This window comes from Sphingobacterium sp. UBA5670 (assembly GCF_002420705.1).
Taxonomy (GTDB): Bacteria; Bacteroidota; Bacteroidia; order Sphingobacteriales; family Sphingobacteriaceae; genus Sphingobacterium.
The window spans coordinates 210,311-234,494 of record NZ_DIIM01000013.1; the positions used below are offsets into that span (position 1 = coordinate 210,311).

Genomic DNA, 24,184 nt, shown 5'->3' on the forward strand with positions numbered 1-24,184 from the left:
TTTAATTAAATGTTTTGCTAAAATCAGCCAATGTTATTTTTCCTAAACGCTCTACAATATCAGTGTCGACTTCCTGATAAAGATCCTGCAATTTGGAATTGATGTTTTTGCCAACGACACAAGCTGGGTTTGGACTGTTAAACTTTCCCCCGAAATCAGCTTGTTTGGTGCTCAAATAAATATTTGCTAAGGTAATCGTCGTATTCTCGGGATTTATGCGAATACCACCACCTTTGCCTTCTTTACTAATAAGTAAAGCTGCTGTTTTGAGTGCGGCAATTTCTTTGCGAACCACACTGGCATTTACCTGGATACTGGACGCAATGTATTCAGAAGAAAGCCATTGATTTGACTCTTCTAACTGCGCCAGAACCATAATATGTAATGCTGTTGCGAATCTTAAGTTGTGTAACATCCTCTGCTGACTTTTCTAAATTATAACACAAAAGTAATAGAAAAGGTTTTAAACTGAAATAAAAAATATTACAGTTTAAAACCTTCTGACAATCACATGATAAAAAGCGTTGTTTTTTATTTTTTCTCGTTGAATTTTTTATAACTATCCATAATGTAGACCTTCAATGTTTCCTGACTACTGTTTTGAATAAATTTATAGGTAGGTCTAAATCTTTCTTTAAATAAGGCTAGTTCCGAACCATTGAGCGGAGTTAATTCTTTGATCAGATTGTCTGTAAATTTTCTATCGACAGCTCTTTTCTCAAGTTCGGCAACAAGTAGCTTATAATTTGAACGAGCTTGCTTTCCCTCTTTGCTAAATATACGGCTTGGGGAAATCCGCACTCCCCCACGATTTTGACTCGCGTCTGAATATTTTCCTAGGGTTTTCTCGCGCTGAATTTCGGCCGTGAGTCTACTGTCTGTCATCCGTTCAACGATAACTTCACTCAGTTCAATAACATTATTCATTCTGTTCAGATAGATTCTGCGTAAACTGTTATCATAAATGAATACCGTGTCTTGCTCATATCCGACAGCCTTGATTAACAAGAGGTCGTTGATATTGGCATCAATTGCAAAGGAGCCATCTCTATTGGTCTGTACTTCAGTCTTGGTTCTTAAATTTTGAATTTGCGCGGCCTCGATTTTCTCACCGCTGACAAGTTCCATAATAATACCTTTGGTTTTTTCCTGTGCAACGAGGTGTCCGCTCATTAGCGTAATAAGTAAGCAGCTTAGAATCGTTTGTAAGATTTTCATTCGAAATAATTATAGTAATGTATTTTCAATCTATGAATGAACAGGTTATTGACCCTTTTGTTTCCTCCTTGGTTTCATAATCGTTCTTTAGCCAAAAATAACGAATAGATTTTTAAAATAAGCTAATTTGCTTTCCATGAATTATTGTCGGGGTTCTTATCGGGCATGACCATGTCTGGATCTAATTGTACAGATTGTAAGGATTCTGTGGTCGGCATTTTAAATTGCCATACATTGTTCCTTTCCCAGATTTCCACAGGCAGTTTTTTTCGTATTTTCTTGCCAGATACGGTTGTTGCCTCAATAATAACGGGCATCGGTAATTTTTCTAGATTTTCAACTGTGACAAGGGCACCGGATTTTGGTTCATTGTTGACATAGGAAACCGATTTTATACCTTGGTCCATTTGCCAGTTGTTGACAAACCATCCCCGCCAGAACCAATTTAGATTTTCTCCAGCGCCATTTTCAATAGCTTTGAAAAAGTCCTCTGGAGTAGGGTGTTTGTAAGCCCACTCTTGGATATACTTTTTAAAAGCGTAATCAAAACGCTCAGGACCGATAATTTCGTTCCGTAATAACTTTAGGCCATAAGCTGGCTTATAGTAGACAAGAGCACCAATATTACGTTCTTTCATATTTTGCGGTGTGCTCATAATCGGTTCAAGATTGCGGGCGGTAAATATGTAGGATCTGCTCGCCTGATTACGGTAATATTCTCCATTATTGAATTCCTTGGTCGCAAGTTCATTAATAAATGTGTTGAAGCCTTCATCCATCCAGCCATATTCACGTTCGTTGGATGCAACAATCATCGGAAACCAATTGTGACCAAACTCGTGGTTGGTAACTCCCCAAAGCGAGCCCGCTTTGGCTTGATTGCCACAGAACGATAGTGCTGGGTACTCCATTCCACCGACATTTGAAGCTACATTGACGGCTACAGGGTAGGGATATTCAAACCAGCTTTTTGAATAGATTTCAATAGCGGCTTTTGTATATTCCGTTGAGCGTTCCCATGCATTGTTGCTGTTGCTTTCAATGGGATAGGCTGATAAAGCAAGGGATTTTTTTCCGCTAGGTAAATTGATCTTCGCCCCATCCAGTATAAATGCCGTGGAAGATGCCCAGGCGATGTCCTGCGCATTGTTAAGCTGATATTTCCAAGTTAAGGTTTTCTTATTAGGTCTGGAGTTTTTTGAGTTCACCTCTTCCGCAGAACGGATAATTACCGTCTCATCACTAGCTTGTGCTTGTTGGTATCGTTTGAGTTGTTCGGCAGTAAATACTTCTTGTGGGTTTAATAGTTCGCCACCTAGAACAACCATATGGTTTGCCGGAGCAGTGATTTCAACCTGATAATTTCCGAATTCGCGATAAAACTCTCCCGGCCCCGTATAGGGAAGTGTATTCCAGCCTCTTATATCGTCATAGACACAAAGTCGTGGAAACCATTGCGCAATCGCATAGATTTTTCCGTTTTTCGTGTCGAGAATGCCGGTACGGTCTGCCCCATATTTAGGGACGGTGTATTGATATTTAATCTTAAACGTCAGTTTTCCGCCCTTGCTTTTTAACGTTGAAGGAAGTCTAAGCTGCATGCGGGTATCGTCAATAATGTGCTCAATTGCATTCCCATTTGCATCGGTAACGGATTGGATCTGGTAACCACCGTCGAAAGTTGAGTTGCCGTCACCGTAACGACTGTTGGTTAAAGGTGAGATCAATTGGCCACGTCCATGTTGTGAAAACATATTTTGATCCAATTGCAACCAGAGATAGTCCATGTCGTCAGGACTATTGTTGCTATAGCTAATCTCAACAGATCCTGCAATTTGATCATTTTGATCGTTCAGGGAAGCCTGGATTTTGTAGTTGGCTGCATTTTGCCAGTACGCTGGTCCCGGTTTTCCAGCTGCGGAGCGATATTCATTGCCATTATTTTTAAAGAATAATGGTGCAAAGGCCTCTGTATAACTATAATTGGATGTTTTCTCCTGTGAAAAGGTGGGAAAAGCATAGCTCAACGCCACAAGGCTTAACGAAGCCAGTGCAATTCTTTTCATCATATATTTATTTAAATTATGTTTATCTGCTCCAATATACAATGAAAAGTACATCGAGCCAAAAAACGAAAGCGGGGTTTGGCAAAATAATGGATTAAAAAGGGCTATTGTGGCTAATAGGAGGCTTTAGGAGCCTCCTATTAGCGAAATTTTTTGCAACTATTTTAAATTTGTTACGTATTCTGTTTCATTAAATCCCAGTAAAATACCTTTGTTGTATTCAACAACAGGACGTTTGATCATACTGGTATTTTCCTGGAGTATTTTATTGGCGCTATCACTGTCAACAACTTGCTCTTGTGTTTCTGGAGACAATTTTTTCCACGTTGTACCTTTTTTGTTCACCAGGGCCTGCCAATCGACATGTTTTTCCCACTCTTTTAACTTATCTCCACTGACGCCTTCTTTTTTGAAATCATGAAATTGAAAGGGGACATTATTGTCTTCCAACCATGTAAGCGCTTTTTTTACTGTGTTGCAATTTTTGATACCGTATACCTGTAGCATAATACTGACAATTTAGTGAACCCAAATTTAGTTAATCCTGATGCATTTTTATTAATAATCTGTATTTCTAGACATTTTTAAATCTACATGTTTGTGATCCATTCTTAATTTCAGAGCATTTGTTTTTAATCTTTTAAGAATAATAGGAATACTCAGATCAGTTTTCTATTCAATTCGACTACTGTTCTTTTAATTAGGTTAAGATCTTATATTCCATGGGAATTGATAGTGTATTTAGTACACTATAAAAATTAGGAAGTAATAATAATTTTTAATAATTTAGTACCTTCAAGTTTAATGAAAGATTAAAATAAATCAATAACAGAAATATGAGCCTAAAAGATTTTAAAGGTGTATTGACAGGAGATCAAGTACAAGAGCTGTTTGAAGTTGCAAAGAAACATAAGTTTGCTTTGCCTGCGGTAAACATTATCGGGACAAACTCTATTAATGCGGTGATGGAAACTGCAAAAGCGGTAAATTCTCCTGTAATTATTCAATTGTCAAATGGTGGAGCGCAATTTTACGCTGGTAAAACCTTAAACAACGATAATTTGCAAGCTTGTGTATTGGGTGCGGTATCTGCAGCACAACATGTTCATTTATTAGCAGAGCATTATGGTGTGGCGGTAATTTTGCATACAGATCACGCGGCTAAAAAACTTTTACCTTGGATCGACGGTTTGTTGGATGCTGGTGAAAAATTCTTTGCGCAACACGGAAAGCCATTGTTTTCTTCCCACATGCTGGATTTATCTGAAGAGCCAATTGAAGAAAACATCGAAATCTCAAGCAAATATTTGGCGCGTATGAAACCGCTTGGTATGACTGTAGAGATTGAGTTGGGTGTTACAGGTGGTGAAGAAGATGGTGTTGATAACTCGGATGTCGATAGCTCAAAATTGTATACTCAACCAGAAGAGGTCGCTTATGCTTTTGAAGAATTGTCTAAAGTATCTGACAAATTTACAGTAGCTGCTGCGTTTGGTAACGTGCACGGTGTTTACAAACCGGGTAATGTGAAATTACAGCCAGTTATTTTACATAATTCTCAAGAATATATCCGTGAGAAATATAATCTTACAGCTGAAAAACCAGTCAACTTTGTATTCCATGGTGGTTCTGGTTCTTCTCCTGAGGAAATTGCAGAAGCGATTTCATACGGTGCGATCAAGATGAACATCGATACAGATATGCAATGGGCATTCTGGGATGGTGTAAGAGCATACGAAGCGAAAAACCACGATTATCTGCAAGGTCAAATCGGCAATCCTGAAGGAGCTGATTCTCCAAATAAAAAATACTATGATCCACGTGTTTGGTTGCGTAAAGGTGAGGAAACATTTGTTGCTCGTCTAAAAGAAGCATTTGCTGATTTGAATGCGGTAGATGTAAATAGCAAACTCTAAGCTAAGAAAAATTAGATCACATGAAAGCGTCCTTTATAGGGCGTTTTTTTTTATGTCAAAATAGGTTAAAAATATTGTTTTTGATAGGAATTGGCTTATTTTTTGACGAACAACAATAAAAAGTCAAGTAAATATGAAATTTTTAGGAGTCAGTGTAATTCTTTTATTAATTGTCCAAATGGGGTTTGGGCAGGTGAAGCAAAATGTTGGCGATTTTTCTTCGGTTGTGGCGACAGATAAGATTCAGGTGGAGTTGATTAAATCAGACGAGTCTCTGGTAACCTTCGAAGGACAGAATCACGAGAATGTCAAAGTGGTCAATACAAATGGATCCTTAGTTTTGAAAATGAATACATTGAATATGCTGCAAGGTGGAAATATCTCTGTTAAGGTATATTACAAGGGTTTGAACAATGTGGAAGCAAAAAAAGGAGCCAAGGTATTTGCGACTACAAATAATCCAGTTGCTGCTGAGCATCTAAAAGTCTATGCTTCGGAAGGTGGTTTGGTTGATCTCTATACTGATACAAAAACAGCTGAAATAAAAGTGACCTCCGGCGCTACAATCGCTTTGTATGGAAAAGCAAATAGACAGGAGATCATTTCGAATTTTGGTGGCAAATATGAAGGTAAAGATTTTAAGACCAACAGCACGGTCGTGACTGTGAATGGTGGTGGTAAAGCTGATGTGTATGTTACGGATTCCATTGAAACAAAAACAAGGGGTGGCGGTGTTATTGATGTCTATGGAAAGCCAGAACAACGTGTAGAAAAGAAAATGGCGGGAGGAACAGTCAACTTTAAATAAGCAAACTGTCGTGGATTTGTCAATTTTCTCGTGCTTAGATTTTAGTTGATTAACGCGAAAAGGAGGGAAATTTAGGGTAATAGATACGATAGAAAGGGTTTAGCTTAATTGAAGGGATGATTGTTGTTTAACCTTTTTATTAAAAAGGTCAGTTATTTTGTTTTTCTAATTAGAAACCTTCTTCATTTGTGCTTAAAATACTTATTTTTGTGAGGGAATAATAAAAATAGTATTATGGCAAAGCGTAATTATGTTTCAAATTCTACGGAATCTACGCGCATGTTCAAGAATGACTTTTTGGAGTCTTTGACGAAGGTGCACTGGAGTGTACCTTTGATTTTCTATGTGCCTGTAGTTGTTTTCTTTTCGTATAAAGCTTTAGTTTGGGGAGAGGTTTCTCTGTTGACATATATTGGCTATTTTATTTTTGGCTTAGCTTTTTGGACAGCTTTTGAATATGCCTTACACCGTTGGGTATTTCATTTTCATCCAACCTCGGAATGGGGCAAACGAATAGCGTTTATTTTCCATGGTGTACATCATGATTTTCCAAGGGATCGCATGCGTTTAGTAATGCCCTTGTCAGCAAGTATTCCGCTAGCCCTTTTGGTATATCTTGGCTTTACGTTGTTCTTTTCAAATGAGTTTATCCTGGCCTGTTTTTTCTCCGGTTTTATGGTGGGCTATTTGATCTATGACGAATGTCATTATGCGATGCACCATGCTAATTTTAAAAGCGGTATTTTCAAACGGATCAAACAGCACCATATGCTGCACCATTACTCTGATCCGGAAAAAGGTTTTGGAGTGAGTTCTTCCTTATGGGATGAGATCTTACGTTCAGGTTTTGAAGATAAGGAATCAAAAAAGGATTCAGCTTCCTTAAAAGAAGAAAAGGCATAAATTAATCGAATTTTATCAGATAGGAAAGCCCTTGGAGATCATCCAAGGGCTTACTTTTTTATGGGTGTTTGACCCTATTGGGTTTTATCTCTGTCTGTTGATTAGGGGGGATTTCTATATTTTATCTTAGATGAGGACTTCTTTTTCTCGTCTAAATATACCAATTATTTTTCTGCGTATTTTTTGCTTAGATTAAAGGCTTCTTTTTTGGATTAGTATGTAGGTATTCTAATTTGAACTGGAACATTTGAGCCATTTTCTGGGCACGCCATTTAGCTTCTTCTGCCTTTTTTCCACTGTATAATTGATCGACAGTTGCTTCAAATAATTTGAGCCATTGACCAAAATGTTGTGCGTCAATAGGGAGATTAATATGTGGTGGAAAGGGGCTGCCGAAATAATTGTGTTCATCCAGTAAGATAGTCTGCCAAAAGCTATACATCTTTTCAAGATGTATAGCCCAATTATCTTGGATACGTTCCTGAAAAATAGGTCCGAGCAACCTATCCTTACGTACAGTACTATAGAATTGATCTACTAATACTTTAATATCGTCGAGTGTTAGAATATCCTGTTTCATGGGTGTATGATTTGACCTCCTGAATATAGACCTATAGCTGGACCAAATGCTTCTTCATGCTATTTATCTGGATTAAATGTAGCGACATTTATGGAGAATAACATCACCTGGATGTAAATAAGCCCTGTTAAAATTTTGTAATTTTCTTTTATTGTCAGTAAATTGAATCTATACTAAGGGAAAACATATGGGAAAATACGTTCTTTTAATCCTATTATCAATGGGATTTTATGCCGCAGATGCGCAGGTTACCACAATTTCGATCAATAAAGAAAATTTTCAGTCTTCTGGTTTTCCATTTAAGGGAAAGCGAGTATTACAAGTGGAACGCATTCAAACTCCGAAGGAGGACAATTATATTGTTTTTTCAAAAGAGGATCGTGGCGCTGATCCAGACAAGCTCTATGTTCAGCAATTTCAGCAGATCGACGGAATGTGGAAGCTTGTGGCGGATGAATTGATTTCAGAGGAGGGAATTGTTACATCCGTCTGGGAATCCCGAAAAGCCTTCTTTGATGCGGATAAAGACGGCCAATTGGATGCATTATTTATCTATTCAAGGCATCCAAAGGATGATCTTCAAAAACAGCTAAGCTGTATCGGTCTGGTTCTTTATAATAAAAAGTTTTATCGTCTCCGTGCCGAACAAGCCGATGGCTATAGCCAAACAACCTATTCGGACAATTACGCATCTTTACCGGACGAAGTCAAAGAAAACGTGGAACGTTATTGGAATAATTTAGATAAAAGATAGTTTGACAGGCTTGAGTTTAGAGTTTTGGATACCGAAAGATCGACCGGTCATGCGGTGATCTTTCGGTAGGCCTATTGTAGTCCAATTAGTAAGCGGGAATATGCTCAGTTTTCTTGCGTTAATCGATTTATTTACTAAAAATCGGTCCAATAGGTTACGTCAATGTGTTGATTGGCAAAGATCGTTTATACCTCAATGTTACTGGAGTGCAGCGAGCAATTGTTTTTCTTCTTCAATTTGTGTTTTACTGATTACATAGCGCGAAATATGTTGATTCTTTAATTGATCTATCGTCTGAATAACATCTTTTGTGCGAGCTTCTTTGCTAGGTTTAATCAATACAATCATGTCTTTAGTATTGGGCATTGTACTTATCTTTGCTTTTAGCTGTGCAATAACAGCCGACAGTTCTTTTTCGATATTTACCGGTACTTTTGAAGAGCTGATCGGCTTTTTGAAATCTCCATGATACCACATAAATTTTCCTTCGCCAAGAATCAGTGTTGCTGTGCGATTCTCATCAATCAGAATTGGACTTTCTACTTCTGATTTGGTTTTGTCTGGCATAGCAATATCCATTGCTGAGGGTTTATTTAAAGTTGTTGTCAGCATAAAGAAGGTAATGAGGAGAAATGCAAGATCTACCATCGCAGTTAAATCTACTTTAGGGGCCATTTTTCTGCTTCTAATTTTTTTCTTTCCCGTTTCTTGTGTTTTTTGGTTTAATTCTGCCATGATCGTCATCTTTAGGTTAACAGTATTGTTGCTACTCTTAATGATGATGTCGAAAAGGGTCGGATTCCACAGTGTTTTTTTGAAATGTTTTTTCTAGCTCTCTGTTTTTTGCCTTAGTGTTTGATAATCAGTTTTTTTAATTTGTCTGTTTTTCATTCGATTTGAAGAATCGTTATTATCTTTTTCCACTATTTGATCTTCATCCCTTCCTAATAACGTGCAAGAGCCTTTTGGAGATGAAAGGCTTTTGCTGCGAAGATAGGTAGGTTGCTCAGCAACCACCTTGGCGGGGAATACGTTTATACATTATTTTGCCATCGCGCTCTAAATAATCGCCCTGTACTATCGGGTATGAATACTTGGGTGCGTACATTACACTGTGACTTCTGATCATTATTTTATCGTTAACTTTTAGGCTATGCAATTGCTGAAAATCATTGGAGTTTTCCAAACCAAAACTTAGGATATAATCCTCACTTTTAATCCTGATCATTACTCCGAAGCCTAATTGAGAACCTAATGGGAGATAGAGCGAAGTTATAACGGCTTCAATATTTGTTGAATCCTTTACTTGATTTCTTATTTTAGCAGCACTGTTAAGTACTTTTATGCCCTGGGAAGAGGCTTGCCATTTTTTAAACTTTATGCCATTAGGACTAGCTTCCCATTTTTTATTTTCGACCTTCATGTCCATAGCAGAGCGAGATTTTGGACTCGGTTTTTTTAAAGTTTCACTTTTGATTTCATGATTAGCAAATGCCAGTCCACTTGCAATAGCCAACGGTAAGATCAGCGGATAAATAATTTTTTTCATATTTTTATATGTTTAATAAGTATAAAGTCTAACCGAATAAAATAAGATCCATTCAATATCATTTTTTTTGGATCCTTTTAGAGGTGATACGACAAAAATACTTCGATAATACTCATGCATAGGAACTTAGATTGTAAATTGTCATGTAATCTTTGTAAATAAATTGTAAATCGTATGTCTATAAACCGAAATCTTCTCTCTGAGAATCGCAAATACCTATATGGAGTGATAACACTCTTTTTTATCACTATGATTTTTGTGGCTTTTGGTTTGTCCGACAATAGTGATTTTGATGTTTCCAGGAGGGAAGTTTTGCTTCGGAAGATAGGGGATGAACTACTTCTGCAGTCTGGCGACAGTAAATCGAGGGTACTTCCGATCGAAAAGATCACGGAAATTGAATATCAGATTAAGTTTGAGAATGAAATTACATTTGTGCCGGACTCATTGTTAAATACAGTTCAGCATCTGTTGGCCAGGGATCCGCTCACCAGCGATTATGTCGTTAACGTCGTCAACTGTGGCAACTCCAGTGTGGTTTATGGGTATGCCATATCTAACAATAAAAAAGATGACATTATCGCTTGTAGAGGAAGACTACAGCCTAAAGCGTGTTACATGGTCAACATTAAATTTAAACCTACCCAAATAAATACTGGAAGGATTAGTTATATGCTTGGCATTTTTATATTTTTAATGTTTTTGGGCTTCATTTTTTTGGGATTAGATAAGTTAAGAAGAGAAAGACCGGTCGATCAAAATAACAATATCTTAGCCTTTGGATCAGTTTTGTTTAATCCACAACAGCGTGAGATGATTATCAATAAGAACACCATAGATCTTACTGGAACGGAAACACGTCTGCTGCATATTTTCGCTTTGTCTCCGAACGAAACCATCGAGAGGGTCCGGCTTCAAAAAGAGATTTGGGAAGATGAAGGGGTGATTGTTGGACGTAGTCTCGATATGTTCATATCGAAGCTTAGAAAAAAACTGGAGTTTGATCCAAAGATCAAAATTACTGTTATACGTGGAAGGGGATATAAACTTGAGATTAGTTCTTGACAGGAACGAGCACGCGTCTCGTATGTTCATACTATATCACGATGAGATTGTTCGGACCCTGACCAGTGTTATCGGTTTCGAACCGGGCTAACATGCAAAAAGCCTTTCATTTCTGAAAGGCTTTTTCTGCGGAGAGTGAGGGATTCGAACCCCCGAACCTGTGACAGTTAACGGTTTTCAAGACCGCCGCATTCGACCACTCTGCCAACTCTCCGCGACAAAAGTAGAAATTCTTACTAGAATTACAAAACTTATTTTACTTTTTTCTTCGTTTAAATTGATCTACCGCCTTATTGTAATGTAATCATATTGAATATCAATTGTTTATTTTTGCCGGTTTAAAACCATTTAATTGACAATAAGAACTGTCGAAAGCCACTTTGAAAGTCTTAGGTTTCGATTCGTATAAATCCGAGGTCTCCTTTTGTAATTGAGGCTATTAAAAACGGAACAACTAAGCTGGTTTTTAGAGGTAGCAATCTATTTGTTTAATTTTCGAACTGCCTTTCTATATCCCTTAATTCTGAAATAACTTCGTTAATAGCCTGATCAATTTTGGTGAGTTGCTTTTTGCCGAGATAGAAATAAGAAAATAGTATCCAACTATAGGTGGGCAAGTAAGCAATTAAGTAGTACCTATAACTGGCTCCTTTTAGGATTTCCCAAAGATAGATAGAGATTGCTGTTCCTAAAAGTATATGGTAAATAGGCATATTCCAATGAATTCTTTTCTTTCTAAATACATTGAATTGTTGCCATTGCTGCAAATGTTCAGTCGGAATAGTAGTTTCGTCGATTTGTTTAATTTTCCTTGCTGCTGCAAACATTAAGCCAGCCTGCGCGAAACAGAGCAAGGATACGATAAACATGGAACTATACAAGGTGAACGTTTTATGTCTGAAATCAAGGAAATAGGCCATTGCAAGAATGATTAACCCGGTTACAATTAATAGCACTGCACCAAGTACTTCCTTTCTGATTAATGCCTGGCGGAAACTTTTGATCTTACTCAGCTTGATCTGAGGTAAGATTTCGTGTTGGTCATCTTGTTTCCAAAGATTTTGTAAATCGTTAAAGTCTTGCATATTTATGAAAAATTTCAGTTAATTCTTTTTTTATCCTATGGATTTTAACACGTAGATTATTTTCTGTAATTCCCGTAATCTCTGCTATTTCTTCGTAGGGCTTCTCGTCCAAAACGAATGTGATCAGTATTCTATCAGCTTCTTTAAGTTTACTTATACATTTGTATAAAAGATCAATTTGCTGGACTTTTTCATCTGATGTTTCATCCGGTATATCGATGAAACTTTTGTTGGCTATTTTTTCAATATATTGCTGTTTTCGTATACTCATCAGACAATTATTGATCGCTATTCTATAAATCCAGGTGCCTAATTTGGCGTCGTTGCGAAAACTGTCAATTTTCTTCCATACGGCAATAAATGTTTCTTGGATCAAGTCCTCTGCATTATCCTTATCTCCGGTATAGCTGAGACACAATTTGCGAATGGTCGGCGCATATTCCTTGTAAATAATCTCAAAATTCTCTTTGTTTGTCATTGGATTACTTTAAAAATGTATCTAGTTCGTTGAAGAACCAGATTGGCTGATCATACATAATAAAATGCTTACTTTCGGCATTGTGTAAAGTTAGTTTTTTTAGATATTTATATTGTTCTGATAAGATTTGCTGTGACCTCTCAAGTGTCTCATACTGACTGCCAAGTACTAAAACAGGTGCTGTGATCTTGCCTAGGTCTTGTCGGATGTCTGTCGTCATCATTTCATAAAATGCGGTGGCTAATGTAACTTTATCGCTATGGATCTGCCAGTTGGCTATTGATTTAGCTTTGATGGAATCGGTCACCAATTGTCGAGCTACATTTTCTGAATAGGTAATGAGTTGGCTGTCGTCCATCGAAGTGAATTGAGTTATGAGGGCCGCTTTATTAACGAATTTTTTCACTTCGTCCGGGGTTATACTGGGGTTCTGCATTCCAGGATTAAAAGGAACTCCGTCTACGACGATAACTTTATGAAATAGTTCTGGTACAGTGCTTGCAATCCAAAGACTCAAAAAGCCACCTAGACTGTGCCCTAAAAGTATTGGTCGCTGCATTTTTTTATCTCTTGCGTAGGCGATTATTTCATTCCGCATAGTTTCAAGCAGCGATTCTTTTATAGCCGGTTGTCCGGCGAATCCAGGAAGTGTAAGTACATGACATTCATACTTATCTTTTAAATGATTTACAGTTTCAGTCCATACTTTTCCACTGCAGCTATATCCTGGAATCATTATAATGGGTGTTCATTTTCCGCTAACGCTCACATCGAAATCATATTTTTTTTGCGCAGATGTTGGTCTCCCAGTTATCAGCAAAACCACAAGGAACGCGACTTTGATTAGTTTGAATAAATAGCTAAATAGAACTTTATTAATACTAGGAAATATATTGTTCATAAAAATTGAATTTAAAATTAGTAATCTTGATTTTCTAGAATATTCTATCTATTAGATGTTCTGGGACGCGATTTATTACAGGAAAATAAAAAAAGAAAAATAAATAGAATCTGCGAAGTAGAACTGTGATGGAAGTTTTTCCTGATGAAATTATTCGAGGTTGGGTGGACGCTTCTGGTTCGAAACAGGCTAACATGCAAAAAGCCTTTCATTTCTGAAAGGCTTTTCCTGCGGAGAGTGAGGGATTCGAACCCCCGAACCTGTGACAGTTAACGGTTTTCAAGACCGCCGCATTCGACCACTCTGCCAACTCTCCGCGACAAAAGTAGAAATTTCGAATAGATTTACAAAACTTATTTCATATAGATAGTCTTAGCGTTTGAAAATGAGCTAGATTATTTTTAGAACGGCTTATGCTTGGATAATTTCATGGCAGTGTTTCCTGATGTTGGCTGCAATTTTGTCGATCGGTAAATCATCTTGATCTATACCAAAAGGTTCTTCAATGGATTCGCCAATTAATTCAAGAGAGGCTAAAACATATAAAATGAAAGGTACGGCAATCACAACAAAATAGCCTATAGAAAAAACATATCCTACGGGAAGTGTCATGGTATAAAAGATGATGAACTTTTTGATAAATGCGCTATAAGCTAACGGGATAGGCGTATTTTTAATGCGTTCACATGCGCCGCAAAGGTGTGTCATAGCAATAATTTCCTCATTTAGTATAATAAGTTGATCGCCGCTTATTCTGCCCTCTTTATATAGATCATTGATTTTTTGGAAGATCATTGTAGATACCTGGTTTGGTCCGTGTCTTTTATTATCCAGTGCTTTTAGCTCGGGATGTTCGTTTTCGTCGAGCATAAACTTGGTGTAATCCGATCTTAAAAAGTCATATAAGGTTTCAGCGAATAACGGGATTGCTTTTCTGAAAAAACTGCGGTTAACTTTATCCTCTCCCTCCAGCATTGCATTTAGTTTGTATGATAAAGATCTACTGACGTTGGTTAAAGTTCCCCATTGTTTCCGAGCTTCCCACCAACGATCATAGGCTGTGTTCGTTCTGAATACCAGTAGCAGTGAGATCACAAAGCCAAGTAGGTTATGAACAATGGTGATGTTTTTTACCCAACTTTTTTCGTTTAATTTGAGGTACTCTAATTCGAGAAAGGCAATCGCCCAGGAGTAGATGGCTATTAAAATGAGAAAGGGCAGTAACTTTTTGAAGGTATCTGATTTATGCAACTTGAAAGTTGCCGAAAGCCAGTCTTTGGGGTTGTATACGATCATACACAAAAATATAAATTGTTCCGAAAATTTTGCGAGTTAATTGCTATTGCCGTAACTTCATCGTGCTATGGCGCAACAGCGATCAAAAAGAAAAAAAACAAGTACAAAGGGAAGTCAAGTTCGGGAGACCAAGTGGATCTGGGTGATAGCGGGAATGCTGGTGGTCTTTCTTGGCCTTGTTGTATGGCACTATCGGGCCGGAATTATCTATTATTTTCGGGTAGCTACTTCCAAAGACAAGTCACTAACTAAGGAAGCAAAATACGATATTCGAAATATTGAGATTATGAGCAAACACGATGATAAAGTGTTTGGTATAGATGTGTCTACCTATCAGGAAGAAATAGATTGGCAAAAGGTAAATACGATAAATGATCATTTTCCAATAGATTTTGTGTTTATTCGGGCCACTATGGGCGAGAAAGGAATTGATGATAAGTTTAGCCGGAATTGGAATAAAATTGAAAATAAAGCGGTTTTGAGAGGTGCTTATCATTATTTTAGACCCAATGAAAATTCGGTAAAGCAGGCGCGGAATTTTATTCGTAAGGTCAAACTGCAATCTGGCGATCTTCCCCCAGTTTTGGATATTGAGGAGCATCCCAAACAACAATCTATGGATAGTTTGAAAGTTGGATTAAAGCGTTGGCTTGAGGAGGTGGAAGCACATTATAAGGTAAAGCCTATTCTTTATTCTGGAGATAAGTTTTACAGTGATTTTTTGGAAAAGGAATTTGCGGCTTATACGTTGTGGATTGCAAATTATAACTTTTGGGTTGAGAACCCCAAAGAGCATTGGGCTTTCTGGCAATTTTCTGAAAAAGGCACTGTCAGAGGGATTCAGGGTAATGTGGACTTAAATATATACAATGGTAAAATAGAGGAATTGGAGAAGTTGCTTATTCCTTTTAAATAGTAAAATAATATGCATAGAGTTTTTATTATGCTCCTTGGAGGATGTTTTGTGCTGTTCAACAGTCAAACGCGATTACATGCAGAATCGAAAACTTTTCATGTAGAGACCATGCAAATCGCTTCGGATTCGTCACAGTTGACATTGAAGAAGTTTAAAAAGCTGCGTAAGCAAGCTGATGTCCAAGTTCTCGATACCAGATCTGGCGATATATTCTTACAAGGGTTTGTACCTAAATCAATAAATATAGGCTTTAAAGGTCCTTTTGATCACTTTTTGGGGCAGGTTTTTCCCGATAAAACTCAGAAGTTTTTGTTGATTACCGATTTGGAAGATAAAGAGGCCGTTATTGATCATTTATTAAAGTTAGGGTATACCCATATTGTTGGTGTTCTGGAAGGCGGTTTTGCAACTTGGAAAAATAGCGAAATTGTAGACTCATTAAGTAATATTAGTGCAGGTGAGTTTATGGAAAGATCAGATCAAGGTCATATTGTGGACGTGAGAACGGATAAAGAATTTGCAAATGGACATATTGACAATGCAATGAATATTCCGTTAACAGATTTCGCTAATTTTGGTTCTACGCTTAAGAAAGATGATGCGCGGCTATATGTTCACTGTCAGTCAGGGTACAGAAGTGCTGTAGCTATTTCTATTTTGAGTGCTAAAGGATTTAAATATTTATGCAATATCCAAGGCGGGTATAAGGCATTGCAAGAAGAAATAAAGGAGAATCAATAATGGCTACTTTTGACCAGATTATTCAATCAAATTCGCTGGTTTTGGTGGATTTTTTTGCGACGTGGTGCGGTCCCTGCCAGACTATGGCGCCGATTTTACAGGATGTAAAGGAGTTTTATCAGGAGGATTTGTCCATCATTAAAATCGATGTGGATAAGAATCCCAAAATTGCTTCGATTTATAAGGTAAGTGGCGTGCCTACTTTTGTGTTGTTCAAAAATGGACAACAAATATGGCGACAAAGCGGAATGATTCCTAAGATGGAATTACATAAATTGATCGATCAGGCAAAGTAAAAAAAAATAAGGCGTTCAATTTGATTGAACGCCTTATTTTTTTAATGATTCTCTGGTGTTTTAATAGGTAGTGTGATATGCACTAAAATATTAAAATTCATCGTCATCATCGAAGTCATCTAATCCTCCAATCGAGTCGATTTCAGGTAAATCGAAATCATCACCGAAATCATCATCATCGTCATCTGGACCGTTGAAAGATGCGAATTTTACTTCTTCAAGATCTTCGTTAGCTAAAGTTGCCGTGTTCATAAAATAATACTTTATTGTTTCTTATTCAGTGTTGTAAAATTAGAGAAGAAAACTATTTTTTAAAACTTTTTTTTAAAAAAATATCAAGCTTTATTTTTCTGTTAATCAATGGGTTGAATTGTGTTTTAAAAATAAAAATTTATTTTATTTTATTTATTCATTTGTTTCGCCAATCGCATTGTCCTCGGTAACGATATCTTTCAATTGTGGGAGATCTCTCACGCCGTTGATTCCAAAATGATCCATGAACTGCTGGCTTGTCGCATAAAGTAATGGTTTTCCAATACTATCCGCTTTTCCTGCAATTTTGATTAATTTCTTTTCCAATAACCTTTGAATAGAATAATCGCAGCTGACACCTCTGATCTGTTCCACTTCCAATTTTGTAATAGGTTGCCTGTAAGCAATGATCGCAAGTGTTTCTAAAGCCGATTGACTTAATTTTCGTTTATTGTTATGATTTTGGAGTTGTTGTATCGATTCATGATAAACAGCTTTTGTCAAAAACTGATAAGCGTTGTTGATATAACGTAATTCGAGTACATAGTCTTCATCCTGGTACTTCGTTTCAATTTTTTTAATCAAGTCACGTAATTCATCTCTTGACACTTCGATAGCCATTGCTTCCTGCAATATCTGTTTGATATCGGCAAGATCGATACCCTCTGCAGAAGCAAATATGATTGCTTCAATATTTCTTATGACGTCTTTCAATGTATCGTATTAATAGTTAATGACCTGTTCGACCATATGGGCTGGAAGCTCGCGGAACTCGTATTTTTGTGTCCGTAATTGCGGGCTGAATCCAGCTTCTAAAATAGCTTCTTGTATTGATTTAGAGGTAAATCTATGCGGTGCACCTGCTGCGGAAACGACATTTTCTTCGATCATGATGGAGCCAAAGTCATTTGCTCCGGCATGCAGACACAATTGTGCCGTACGTTTTCCAACAGTGAGCCAGGAAGCTTGTATGTTTTTTATATTAGGGAGCATAATACGGCTCAAGGCAATCATACGGATATATTCTTCACTCGTTACGTTATTGGTGATGCCGCGAAGCCTCTTTAATAGCGTACCATCGTCTTGAAAAGGCCATGGGATGAAGGCTATAAATCCATGTGATTCCCGCGGCTTTTCGTCCTGTACTTCACGAATCCATACTAAATGTTCGAAACGTTCTTCTATTGTTTCGATGTGGCCAAACATCATAGTCGCTGAGGTTGGTAAATTAATTTTATGGGCAGCACGCATAACGTCTAACCATTCTTTACCACCGCATTTTCCTTTTGATATTAGGCGCCTTACACGATCATTAAGAATCTCGGCTCCAGCTCCAGGTAAGGAGTCGAGCCCTGCTTCTTTCAATTGCGTCAACACTTCAATATGGCTCATGTTCTCCAACTTGGAAATATGCGCGATTTCAGGTGGACCAAGAGAATGTAATTTTAGTGTCGGGTAAAGCTCTTTTAATTGTCGGTAAAGGTTTTTGTAAAACTCAATACCCAAATCCGGATGATGGCCACCTTGCAGCAGTAATTGGTCACCACCGTATTTAAAAGTCTCCTCGATCTTTTGCTTGTAGCTTTCAATGTCGGTAATGTAACTATCTTCATGGCCAGGGCGGCGGAAAAAGTTGCAAAATTTGCAATTTGCAATACACACATTTGTGGTATTGACATTTCTGTCGATCTGCCAGGTAACCTTACCATGAGGCACTTGTATCTTACGCAATTCATTGGCTACGAAAGTCAAATCAGCTGTAGGTGCATTTTGATATAAAAAAACACCTTCTTCCTTTGATAGGAACTCAAATCGGAGCGCCCGTTCTAATAAATTACTTACATTCATCAACAACAAATATAAGGAGCTTTTAACTTATTTGGGCCTATTTGTGGAATATTTGACAATGCTGGTTGATTTTCGGTAAAGATTCCAATTGCCGAAAACAAAAAGATATACTTATGTAACAATAGTATTGCAGTTTGGCTTAGTGTATAAAATACAATAACTTGATTTATAGCGCTTTGTAAATTAATTAAGATTTTTCCTTTTTTTTTACATTTATTATTCTTTACATTTATTTAACAGATTTTAACATATCTGCGGAATAACCAACTAAGGAAAAAAATGAATAACCAAGGGTGCTGAACCAGGCAACGATATCGCATCGTTGTCGTCAGACCTAAAAAAATGACCAAAAACTTAAATAAACCAATATCAACTAAAACAACTAAAGAATAAACATAAATTTTTTAAACCACCTATTTAGTAAAATTATGATGAAAAAAACGGACAAAAATTGCTGTTTTGATCTCATATTGAGCCAAAAGTTCAATAAGAGGTTTCTGCTTATGAGTTCTCTTCTCATCGGGGGAGGAATGACTACGCATGCATTTGCCAGCGGATTAACCAACCATGGCAGGGTTGAAGTCGTTTCGTTAATGAAAACCAAAAACGTACAACAGACGCCTATCAAGGGGGTTGTAAAGGACGCCGCTACAGGTCAGGGGATTACTGGTGTTTCTGTCAAAGTCAAGGGGAGTAGCACCGGTACATCGACAGATGAAAATGGGGCATTTACTGTCCAGGGAAAAGTCGGTGATGTGCTTGTTGTCAGTTACATTGGTTACAAAAGCACCGAGGTAACTGTTTCCTCAAAAGCTGATCTTGCGATTTCATTAAGCGGTTCAGAAGATGCTTTGGAAGAAGTCGTTGTGACTGGCTATTCGGCGCAGCGCAAGAAAGATTTGACTGGAGCTGTTGCTGTTGTCAACGTGAAAGAGTTGAAAACTACACCAGCAGCGAGTGCCGTCGAAGCTTTGCAAGGGCGTGCGACTGGGGTGCAAATTGTAGTAGATGGGGCTCCTGGGTCTACGCCACAGATTAAAATTCGTGGTTATAGTACGATCAACAACAACGAACCACTTTACATCATCGATGGGGTACCTTACGAAGGAAAATTAAGCTGGTTGAACCAAAATGACATTGAGACAATGCAAGTGCTGAAAGATGCATCGGCAGCTTCAATTTACGGATCACGTGCCAATAATGGCGTTGTTATTATTACCACAAAAATCGGTAAAAGCGGAAAACCTCAATTCAACCTTGACTCTTATTATGGTATCCAGGTTCCAAACAGTGGACGTTTTCCAAAAATGTTATCTCCACAACAAACATTGGATATTGAAAATAGATTGGACGGAACAAACAATGTGATGCCTGATTACCTTATTGCTGGACCTAAAGTCGGTGGAAAGGACGTGATTACTGCCGCAGATGTGGATATGTCAAAATATAAATACGATGCGAGCAGCCGAAGCGATTTTTATCAAATTACAAAAGCAAACAAGGCCGGAACAAATTGGTTTGATGCTTTATCTCAGAATGCACCTACGCAGTCACACCAACTTAGTGTCTTAGGCGGGGGGGAAGATGCTTCTTATGCGATTTCGGGAGGATATTTAAAACAAAAAGGTACAATTATCCATACAGGTTTTGAAAAGTACAACCTTCGCTCCAACACTCGCTTTTCTGCTTTCAATAATAAACTTCGTTTCGGTGAAAATATGCAGTACAGTTTTACGGAGGGATTTGGTATGGGGGTAAATACCAATACTGCGGGTGATTATATCGGTGAAGGTAGTGCTTTGGGTTTTGCGTATCGTATTCATAATATTATTCCTGTTTATGATGAAGGTGGAAATTTTGCAGGATCTGTCGGCGGGCAATATGGCAATGGAGAAAACCCTGTCGCTATCGCTTATCGCGCCAAGGATAATAAAAATAAGAGCAATATGTTTTTCGGAAATGTCTTTGGAGAATTTGATATTGTCTCAGGATTAACCTTCCGTAGCAGTTTTGGTATGAAGTATGAAAACTATAATGGTGTTTCGTATACCTATCCAAATCCTGAATTTACAGAAGGAAGTTTTAACAATGGAATTAATGAATTTTTTGGACTGAATAAAGAATGGACTTGGACAAATACTTTAAATTATAAAAAAACATTTAATGAGGCGCATACGTTAAGCATTCTTGCCGGTACGGAAGCTATTCAGAATAGAAATAGACAGATAAGAGGAAAAGGAAATGGCTTTTTCACGATGTCATCGCTTGATTATCTTTACCTAGATGCTGCTTCAACGGGTCGCGTGAGTGAAGGTAGCGGTTCTGTAGGTTCCTTATTTTCGGTGTTTGGCAAGGTTGATTATTCTTACAAAGATCGTTATATCTTAAGTGCAACAGTGCGTCGTGATGGTTCTTCGAATTTTGGGCCGAACAATAAATACGGAACATTTCCTGGTGCGAGTGCTGCCTGGCGCTTGTCGGAAGAAGAATTCATGAAAGGTATTTCGTGGCTTTCAGATTTGAAAATCAGAGCGGGTTATGGGGTCACGGGTAATCAACGTATTCCAGCTAATCAATATTTGAATCGCTATCAGGTTGCTATTAATTCGTCTTCATATCCTATTGACGGAAGTTTGACTTCTGGTATGTGGCACAATGCTTACAGTAATCCTGACGTAAAATGGGAACAAGTATCTGCATTAAACCTCGGGGTAGATTTTACACTTGCACAAGGTGATTTTGATGGATCTTTCGATTGGTACAATAAAAAGACCAAAGACATGCTGTACCTATTGCCTTTACCTGCTGTTGCTGCAGGTCGTGCCGGATCACCTTATGTCAATATTGGTGATATGCAAAATAAAGGTATTGAGTTTTCATTGAACTATCATTATGGTAGACGTCAAGAAAGTGCATTTAAGTTGGATCTGTCCGCTACTATTTCGCGTAACGTGAATAAGATTGTTTCTTTGGCACCGTCAGTAACTCAACAAGTGTACGGTAGTTTTAGAAGTATGGAGACCTCCATCTTAAAACCAGGAGAGCCTCTTGGTGCTTTCTATGGCTATAAAGTAATTGGTATTTATTCGGAAGCGGATATGAACAATGCGAGTGTCGCTAAATATGAGGATGGAAAGTCTAGAGCTGGTGGGCTTAAATTTGAGGATGTCAATGGCGATGGAAAAATTGATGCAAATGACCGTACAGTTATCGGTAGCCCACATCCTGATTTTGTGTATTCATTCAATATCAATGCGGCTTATAAAAACTTTGATTTTATGGCTTATTTCTATGGCTCAAAGGGTAATCAAAACTATGAAGCAACAAGGTACTTTACAGATTTTGGTGTGTTTAGAGGTCAAAAAAGTACACGTGTACTGGATGAATGGAGTCCAACGAACAGCAGTAGTATGATCCCTTCACAGGTGAGAAATGCTTCAGCATACGAGTATGCTTCTTCGAGCTATTATGTACAGGATGCAAGTTTCTTAAAACTGAAAAATCTCCAAGTTGGCTATAACTTCGATACCAATAAGGTTTTCGGTAATAATACTGGCATCAAGAAACTTCGCGCGTATGTGGGGGTAACAAATCTGTTTACGATTACTAAATATGAGGGACTTGATCCAGAAGTTACGGCAACACCGTCGACTTACCCAGCTTTGGGTGTAGACTTCGGTGTGTATCCACAGGCTCGCCAATACATGTTGGGTGTTAGTCTAGGATTTTAAGGGTTTAGTGATTTAAGTTAAAATTTGATTGAAATGAAAAAAAGAAATATAATTACAGTTTTAGGTATATCATTGACTTTATTAGCCTCTTGTGGGAAATCTTTTTTGGAGCGCGATCCGCAAGCCGAATTGCCTGAGTCTCAAATTGTAAATTCAAAAGGTATAGAAGCATCCCTTATCGGTGCATACGGTATATTAAATGGGAATGTAAACGGTACCTGGGGGAATTACTCTTCGGCACCAAGTCAATGGTTGTTTGGGGAGGTTGCTGGAGATAATGCACACAAAGGATCTGAGGCTACGGATCAACCGAACATGAATATGATCGAATTCCATACGCCAAATAGTTCTAATGATAACTTGAGCCAGATGTGGGAAGTTTATTATGAAGGCGTACTGAGGGCTAACAATACCTTGCGCATTTTGAAAGCTGACCAAGCAGGCGGAAAAACCGTTACTGCCGCACGCGCGAAAGAAATAGAAGGTGAAGCAAGAGTTTTGCGGGCGCACTATTATTTTTATTTATGGCGTGTTTTCAAAAATCTAGCTTACGTTGATGAGAATACAACAGACGAGGAGGCTAAAACGAAACCGAATAAAGATGATGTGTTGCCTAAAATTATTGATGATTTAAAAGCCGGAATTGCCAATCTGCCAGCGACAAAAATTAATAGCCAGGCTGGGCGCATGGATCAGAATATCGCGAAAGCTTATCTGGGTAAAGTTTACCTCTATCAGAAAAAGTATGCGGATGCGCTGGTTTTGTTTAAGGAGGTTATCGGAGCAAAAGATCTTCGTACGATGCCTTATCAAAACAACTTTAATGTCCTTACAAAAGATGGTCCAGAAGCATTGTTGGTCTCAAAACACGTGATCAATCCTGATGGATCTGGTGATAATGCCAATGTCGGTGATATGTTGTCTGGATTAAACGGAAGTAATCCTGTTGGTTGTTGTGGTTTCTATCAGCCTACTATTGATCTCGTCAATGCATATAAAGTTGATGCGAATGGATTACCATTATTGGACGGTTCTTACCGTAATAATCCATATAAATCAGACTTTGGTTTGTCTGATGATGCTAAGAAGACTTATAAACTTGATGTGACGCTTCGTTTTGACCCACGTTTAGATTATACGGTTGGCCGTAGAGGTGTAAATTTCTATGATTATGGTGTCATGCCAGGTGATGCATGGATTCGTGAAGTGAGCTCAGGGGGACCATTTGTTGGTATAAAAACAATGATTCCTAAAAGCTTGCATGCAACGCATACAGCATCTGGGGCTGCCTATATTACAGATTTGGATGTCAATATTATTCGTTTAGCTGATGTTTTCTTAATGGCTGCAGAATGTCAGGTTGAATTGGGGGATTTGGGTGCAGCAATGAATCTGGTAAATGCAGTTCGTGAGCGTGCGGCTAAATTACCTCCTAAAACGACGGGCGATAATGTAGCAGCGGCCGTATATGTGGTAAAACCCTATACTTCTTTTCCTGACCAAAACTATGCACGCAAAGCTGTTCGTTTTGAGCGCCGTCTTGAGTTAGCGATGGAAGGACATCGTTTCTATGACCTCGTGCGTTGGGGTGAGGCAAAAACTGTATTGGAAAGTTATGCAACGTTTGAAGGTGGTTTTATGTCCCGTTACAAAGGTCTGAATTATAAGCCACAAAATGACTACTTCCCAATTCCGCAATCGCAGATTGACAGAAGTGGAGGTGCTTTGATACAAAATCAGGGATATTAATACTTGATCGGATCTAAAAAGAAACGGAGGGA

The 24,184-nt window shown here is 38.0% G+C and carries 24 protein-coding genes and 2 tRNA genes; 10 read left to right on the top strand and 16 right to left on the bottom strand.

What is annotated here, in order from left to right; translation table 11 throughout:
- Position 1: 1 nt before the first annotated feature.
- The 4 genes from B3C94_RS11715 to B3C94_RS11730 form a co-directional block, all read right to left on the bottom strand.
- Positions 2-415, bottom strand: a complete 414-nt coding sequence (locus B3C94_RS11715; protein WP_293903807.1) for an Rrf2 family transcriptional regulator — start codon at positions 413-415, stop codon at positions 2-4.
- Between the two features lie 116 nt (positions 416-531).
- Positions 532-1,218, bottom strand: coding sequence for a hypothetical protein (locus B3C94_RS11720; RefSeq protein ID WP_293903809.1), 687 nt, complete (start codon positions 1,216-1,218; stop codon positions 532-534).
- A gap of 122 nt (positions 1,219-1,340) precedes the next feature.
- Positions 1,341-3,287, bottom strand: a complete 1,947-nt coding sequence (locus B3C94_RS11725) for a M1 family metallopeptidase (RefSeq protein ID WP_293903811.1) — start codon at positions 3,285-3,287, stop codon at positions 1,341-1,343.
- Positions 3,288-3,443: 156 nt separating this feature from the next.
- On the bottom strand, positions 3,444-3,791 hold the full coding sequence (locus B3C94_RS11730; RefSeq protein ID WP_293903813.1) for an ArsC family reductase: 348 nt from the start codon (positions 3,789-3,791) through the stop codon (positions 3,444-3,446).
- Positions 3,792-4,120: 329 nt separating this feature from the next.
- Between B3C94_RS11730 and fbaA the strand changes: the two genes are divergently transcribed.
- The 3 genes from fbaA (at position 4,121) to B3C94_RS11745 (ending at position 6,911) form a co-directional block, all read left to right on the top strand.
- Positions 4,121-5,200 (top strand): class II fructose-bisphosphate aldolase, encoded by a 1,080-nt coding sequence (gene fbaA, locus B3C94_RS11735; RefSeq protein ID WP_293903815.1) that lies wholly within the window; start codon positions 4,121-4,123, stop codon positions 5,198-5,200.
- 133 nt (positions 5,201-5,333) lie between these two features.
- Positions 5,334-6,008, top strand: coding sequence for a head GIN domain-containing protein (locus tag B3C94_RS11740; RefSeq protein ID WP_293903817.1), 675 nt, complete (start codon positions 5,334-5,336; stop codon positions 6,006-6,008).
- Positions 6,009-6,242: 234 nt separating this feature from the next.
- Positions 6,243-6,911 carry a sterol desaturase family protein gene (locus tag B3C94_RS11745; RefSeq protein ID WP_293903818.1) on the top strand — a complete coding sequence of 223 codons (669 nt, stop codon included), beginning with the start codon at positions 6,243-6,245 and terminating at the stop codon, positions 6,909-6,911.
- Between the two features lie 187 nt (positions 6,912-7,098).
- On the opposite strand, the gene B3C94_RS11750 is transcribed toward B3C94_RS11745, so the two are convergent.
- Positions 7,099-7,491, bottom strand: coding sequence for a group III truncated hemoglobin (locus tag B3C94_RS11750; RefSeq protein ID WP_293903820.1), 393 nt, complete (start codon positions 7,489-7,491; stop codon positions 7,099-7,101).
- A 187-nt stretch (positions 7,492-7,678) separates the two neighbouring features.
- On the opposite strand from B3C94_RS11750, the gene B3C94_RS11755 reads away from it, so the two are divergent.
- Entirely contained in the window at positions 7,679-8,245 is a 567-nt protein-coding gene (locus B3C94_RS11755; RefSeq protein ID WP_293903822.1) for a hypothetical protein, read from the top strand.
- 198 nt (positions 8,246-8,443) lie between these two features.
- Here the strand turns inward: B3C94_RS11755 and B3C94_RS11760 are convergent, their stop codons facing one another.
- Both B3C94_RS11760 and B3C94_RS11765 read right to left on the bottom strand, forming a co-directional pair.
- Complete coding sequence (locus B3C94_RS11760; RefSeq protein ID WP_293903824.1) at positions 8,444-8,980, bottom strand: ExbD/TolR family protein; 537 nt, start codon at positions 8,978-8,980, stop codon at positions 8,444-8,446.
- Positions 8,981-9,251: 271 nt separating this feature from the next.
- On the bottom strand, positions 9,252-9,794 hold the full coding sequence (locus B3C94_RS11765) for a hypothetical protein (RefSeq protein WP_293903826.1): 543 nt from the start codon (positions 9,792-9,794) through the stop codon (positions 9,252-9,254).
- A 174-nt stretch (positions 9,795-9,968) separates the two neighbouring features.
- Between B3C94_RS11765 and B3C94_RS11770 the strand changes: the two genes are divergently transcribed.
- Entirely contained in the window at positions 9,969-10,859 is an 891-nt protein-coding gene (locus B3C94_RS11770) for a winged helix-turn-helix domain-containing protein (protein ID WP_293903828.1), read from the top strand.
- A gap of 129 nt (positions 10,860-10,988) precedes the next feature.
- On the opposite strand, the gene B3C94_RS11775 is transcribed toward B3C94_RS11770, so the two are convergent.
- The 6 genes from B3C94_RS11775 to B3C94_RS11800 all read right to left on the bottom strand — a co-directional run bounded on the left by B3C94_RS11775 (position 10,989) and on the right by B3C94_RS11800 (position 14,619).
- Positions 10,989-11,073, bottom strand: a tRNA-Ser gene (locus B3C94_RS11775).
- A 274-nt stretch (positions 11,074-11,347) separates the two neighbouring features.
- Positions 11,348-11,944: a hypothetical protein gene (locus B3C94_RS11780; RefSeq protein ID WP_293903830.1), complete on the bottom strand. Its 597-nt coding sequence runs from the start codon at positions 11,942-11,944 to the stop codon at positions 11,348-11,350.
- Complete coding sequence (locus tag B3C94_RS11785; RefSeq protein ID WP_293903832.1) at positions 11,931-12,422, bottom strand: RNA polymerase sigma factor; 492 nt, start codon at positions 12,420-12,422, stop codon at positions 11,931-11,933. Before B3C94_RS11785 ends, B3C94_RS11780 begins: the two co-directional genes overlap by 14 nt.
- A gap of 4 nt (positions 12,423-12,426) precedes the next feature.
- Positions 12,427-13,158 carry an alpha/beta fold hydrolase gene (locus B3C94_RS11790; protein WP_293903834.1) on the bottom strand — a complete coding sequence of 244 codons (732 nt, stop codon included), beginning with the start codon at positions 13,156-13,158 and terminating at the stop codon, positions 12,427-12,429.
- Positions 13,159-13,554: 396 nt separating this feature from the next.
- Positions 13,555-13,639: transfer RNA gene (locus tag B3C94_RS11795), tRNA-Ser, on the bottom strand.
- A gap of 95 nt (positions 13,640-13,734) precedes the next feature.
- Positions 13,735-14,619, bottom strand: coding sequence for a bestrophin family protein (locus B3C94_RS11800; RefSeq protein WP_293903836.1), 885 nt, complete (start codon positions 14,617-14,619; stop codon positions 13,735-13,737).
- A 67-nt stretch (positions 14,620-14,686) separates the two neighbouring features.
- Between B3C94_RS11800 and B3C94_RS11805 the strand changes: the two genes are divergently transcribed.
- The 3 genes from B3C94_RS11805 to trxA are packed head-to-tail and all read left to right on the top strand — an operon-like array spanning position 14,687 to position 16,572.
- Positions 14,687-15,535, top strand: coding sequence for a glycoside hydrolase family 25 protein (locus B3C94_RS11805; protein ID WP_293903838.1), 849 nt, complete (start codon positions 14,687-14,689; stop codon positions 15,533-15,535).
- 9 nt (positions 15,536-15,544) lie between these two features.
- Positions 15,545-16,276, top strand: a complete 732-nt coding sequence (locus B3C94_RS11810; RefSeq protein ID WP_293903840.1) for a rhodanese-like domain-containing protein — start codon at positions 15,545-15,547, stop codon at positions 16,274-16,276.
- Complete coding sequence (gene trxA, locus B3C94_RS11815; protein WP_046672371.1) at positions 16,276-16,572, top strand: thioredoxin; 297 nt, start codon at positions 16,276-16,278, stop codon at positions 16,570-16,572. Before B3C94_RS11810 ends, trxA begins: the two co-directional genes overlap by 1 nt.
- Before the next feature lie 90 nt (positions 16,573-16,662).
- Here trxA and B3C94_RS11820 read toward each other — a convergent pair whose 3' ends face one another.
- The 3 genes from B3C94_RS11820 to mqnC all read right to left on the bottom strand — a co-directional run bounded on the left by B3C94_RS11820 (position 16,663) and on the right by mqnC (position 18,672).
- A complete protein-coding gene (locus B3C94_RS11820; RefSeq protein ID WP_293903843.1) occupies positions 16,663-16,824 on the bottom strand; it encodes a hypothetical protein in 162 nt (53 codons plus the stop codon).
- 153 nt (positions 16,825-16,977) lie between these two features.
- A complete protein-coding gene (gene scpB / locus B3C94_RS11825; RefSeq protein WP_293903845.1) occupies positions 16,978-17,538 on the bottom strand; it encodes an SMC-Scp complex subunit ScpB in 561 nt (186 codons plus the stop codon).
- A 9-nt stretch (positions 17,539-17,547) separates the two neighbouring features.
- Complete coding sequence (gene mqnC / locus B3C94_RS11830; RefSeq protein WP_293903847.1) at positions 17,548-18,672, bottom strand: cyclic dehypoxanthinyl futalosine synthase; 1,125 nt, start codon at positions 18,670-18,672, stop codon at positions 17,548-17,550.
- 503 nt (positions 18,673-19,175) lie between these two features.
- Between mqnC and B3C94_RS11835 the strand changes: the two genes are divergently transcribed.
- Entirely contained in the window at positions 19,176-22,403 is a 3,228-nt protein-coding gene (locus B3C94_RS11835) for a SusC/RagA family TonB-linked outer membrane protein (protein ID WP_293903849.1), read from the top strand.
- A 33-nt stretch (positions 22,404-22,436) separates the two neighbouring features.
- Positions 22,437-24,152 (top strand): RagB/SusD family nutrient uptake outer membrane protein, encoded by a 1,716-nt coding sequence (locus B3C94_RS11840; protein WP_293903851.1) that lies wholly within the window; start codon positions 22,437-22,439, stop codon positions 24,150-24,152.
- Positions 24,153-24,184: the final 32 nt, after the last annotated feature.

Coding starts and splice junctions, on each gene's coding strand:
- B3C94_RS11725 (WP_293903811.1), bottom strand. CDS start 3,287: ATGATGAAAAGAATTGCACTGGCTTCGTTAAGCCTTGTGGCGTTGAGC.
- B3C94_RS11800 (WP_293903836.1), bottom strand. CDS start 14,619: ATGATCGTATACAACCCCAAAGACTGGCTTTCGGCAACTTTCAAGTTG.
- B3C94_RS11780 (WP_293903830.1), bottom strand. CDS start 11,944: ATGCAAGACTTTAACGATTTACAAAATCTTTGGAAACAAGATGACCAA.
- B3C94_RS11745 (WP_293903818.1), top strand. CDS start 6,243: ATGGCAAAGCGTAATTATGTTTCAAATTCTACGGAATCTACGCGCATG.
- B3C94_RS11760 (WP_293903824.1), bottom strand. CDS start 8,980: ATGGCAGAATTAAACCAAAAAACACAAGAAACGGGAAAGAAAAAAATT.
- B3C94_RS11835 (WP_293903849.1), top strand. CDS start 19,176: ATGAGTTCTCTTCTCATCGGGGGAGGAATGACTACGCATGCATTTGCC.
- B3C94_RS11720 (WP_293903809.1), bottom strand. CDS start 1,218: ATGAAAATCTTACAAACGATTCTAAGCTGCTTACTTATTACGCTAATG.
- B3C94_RS11785 (WP_293903832.1), bottom strand. CDS start 12,422: ATGACAAACAAAGAGAATTTTGAGATTATTTACAAGGAATATGCGCCG.
- B3C94_RS11790 (WP_293903834.1), bottom strand. CDS start 13,158: ATGATTCCAGGATATAGCTGCAGTGGAAAAGTATGGACTGAAACTGTA.
- B3C94_RS11765 (WP_293903826.1), bottom strand. CDS start 9,794: ATGAAAAAAATTATTTATCCGCTGATCTTACCGTTGGCTATTGCAAGT.
- B3C94_RS11755 (WP_293903822.1), top strand. CDS start 7,679: ATGGGAAAATACGTTCTTTTAATCCTATTATCAATGGGATTTTATGCC.
- mqnC (WP_293903847.1), bottom strand. CDS start 18,672: ATGAATGTAAGTAATTTATTAGAACGGGCGCTCCGATTTGAGTTCCTA.
- B3C94_RS11750 (WP_293903820.1), bottom strand. CDS start 7,491: ATGAAACAGGATATTCTAACACTCGACGATATTAAAGTATTAGTAGAT.
- fbaA (WP_293903815.1), top strand. CDS start 4,121: ATGAGCCTAAAAGATTTTAAAGGTGTATTGACAGGAGATCAAGTACAA.
- B3C94_RS11715 (WP_293903807.1), bottom strand. CDS start 415: ATGTTACACAACTTAAGATTCGCAACAGCATTACATATTATGGTTCTG.
- B3C94_RS11770 (WP_293903828.1), top strand. CDS start 9,969: ATGTCTATAAACCGAAATCTTCTCTCTGAGAATCGCAAATACCTATAT.
- B3C94_RS11740 (WP_293903817.1), top strand. CDS start 5,334: ATGAAATTTTTAGGAGTCAGTGTAATTCTTTTATTAATTGTCCAAATG.
- trxA (WP_046672371.1), top strand. CDS start 16,276: ATGGCTACTTTTGACCAGATTATTCAATCAAATTCGCTGGTTTTGGTG.
- B3C94_RS11810 (WP_293903840.1), top strand. CDS start 15,545: ATGCATAGAGTTTTTATTATGCTCCTTGGAGGATGTTTTGTGCTGTTC.
- B3C94_RS11730 (WP_293903813.1), bottom strand. CDS start 3,791: ATGCTACAGGTATACGGTATCAAAAATTGCAACACAGTAAAAAAAGCG.
- B3C94_RS11805 (WP_293903838.1), top strand. CDS start 14,687: ATGGCGCAACAGCGATCAAAAAGAAAAAAAACAAGTACAAAGGGAAGT.
- B3C94_RS11820 (WP_293903843.1), bottom strand. CDS start 16,824: ATGAACACGGCAACTTTAGCTAACGAAGATCTTGAAGAAGTAAAATTC.
- B3C94_RS11840 (WP_293903851.1), top strand. CDS start 22,437: ATGAAAAAAAGAAATATAATTACAGTTTTAGGTATATCATTGACTTTA.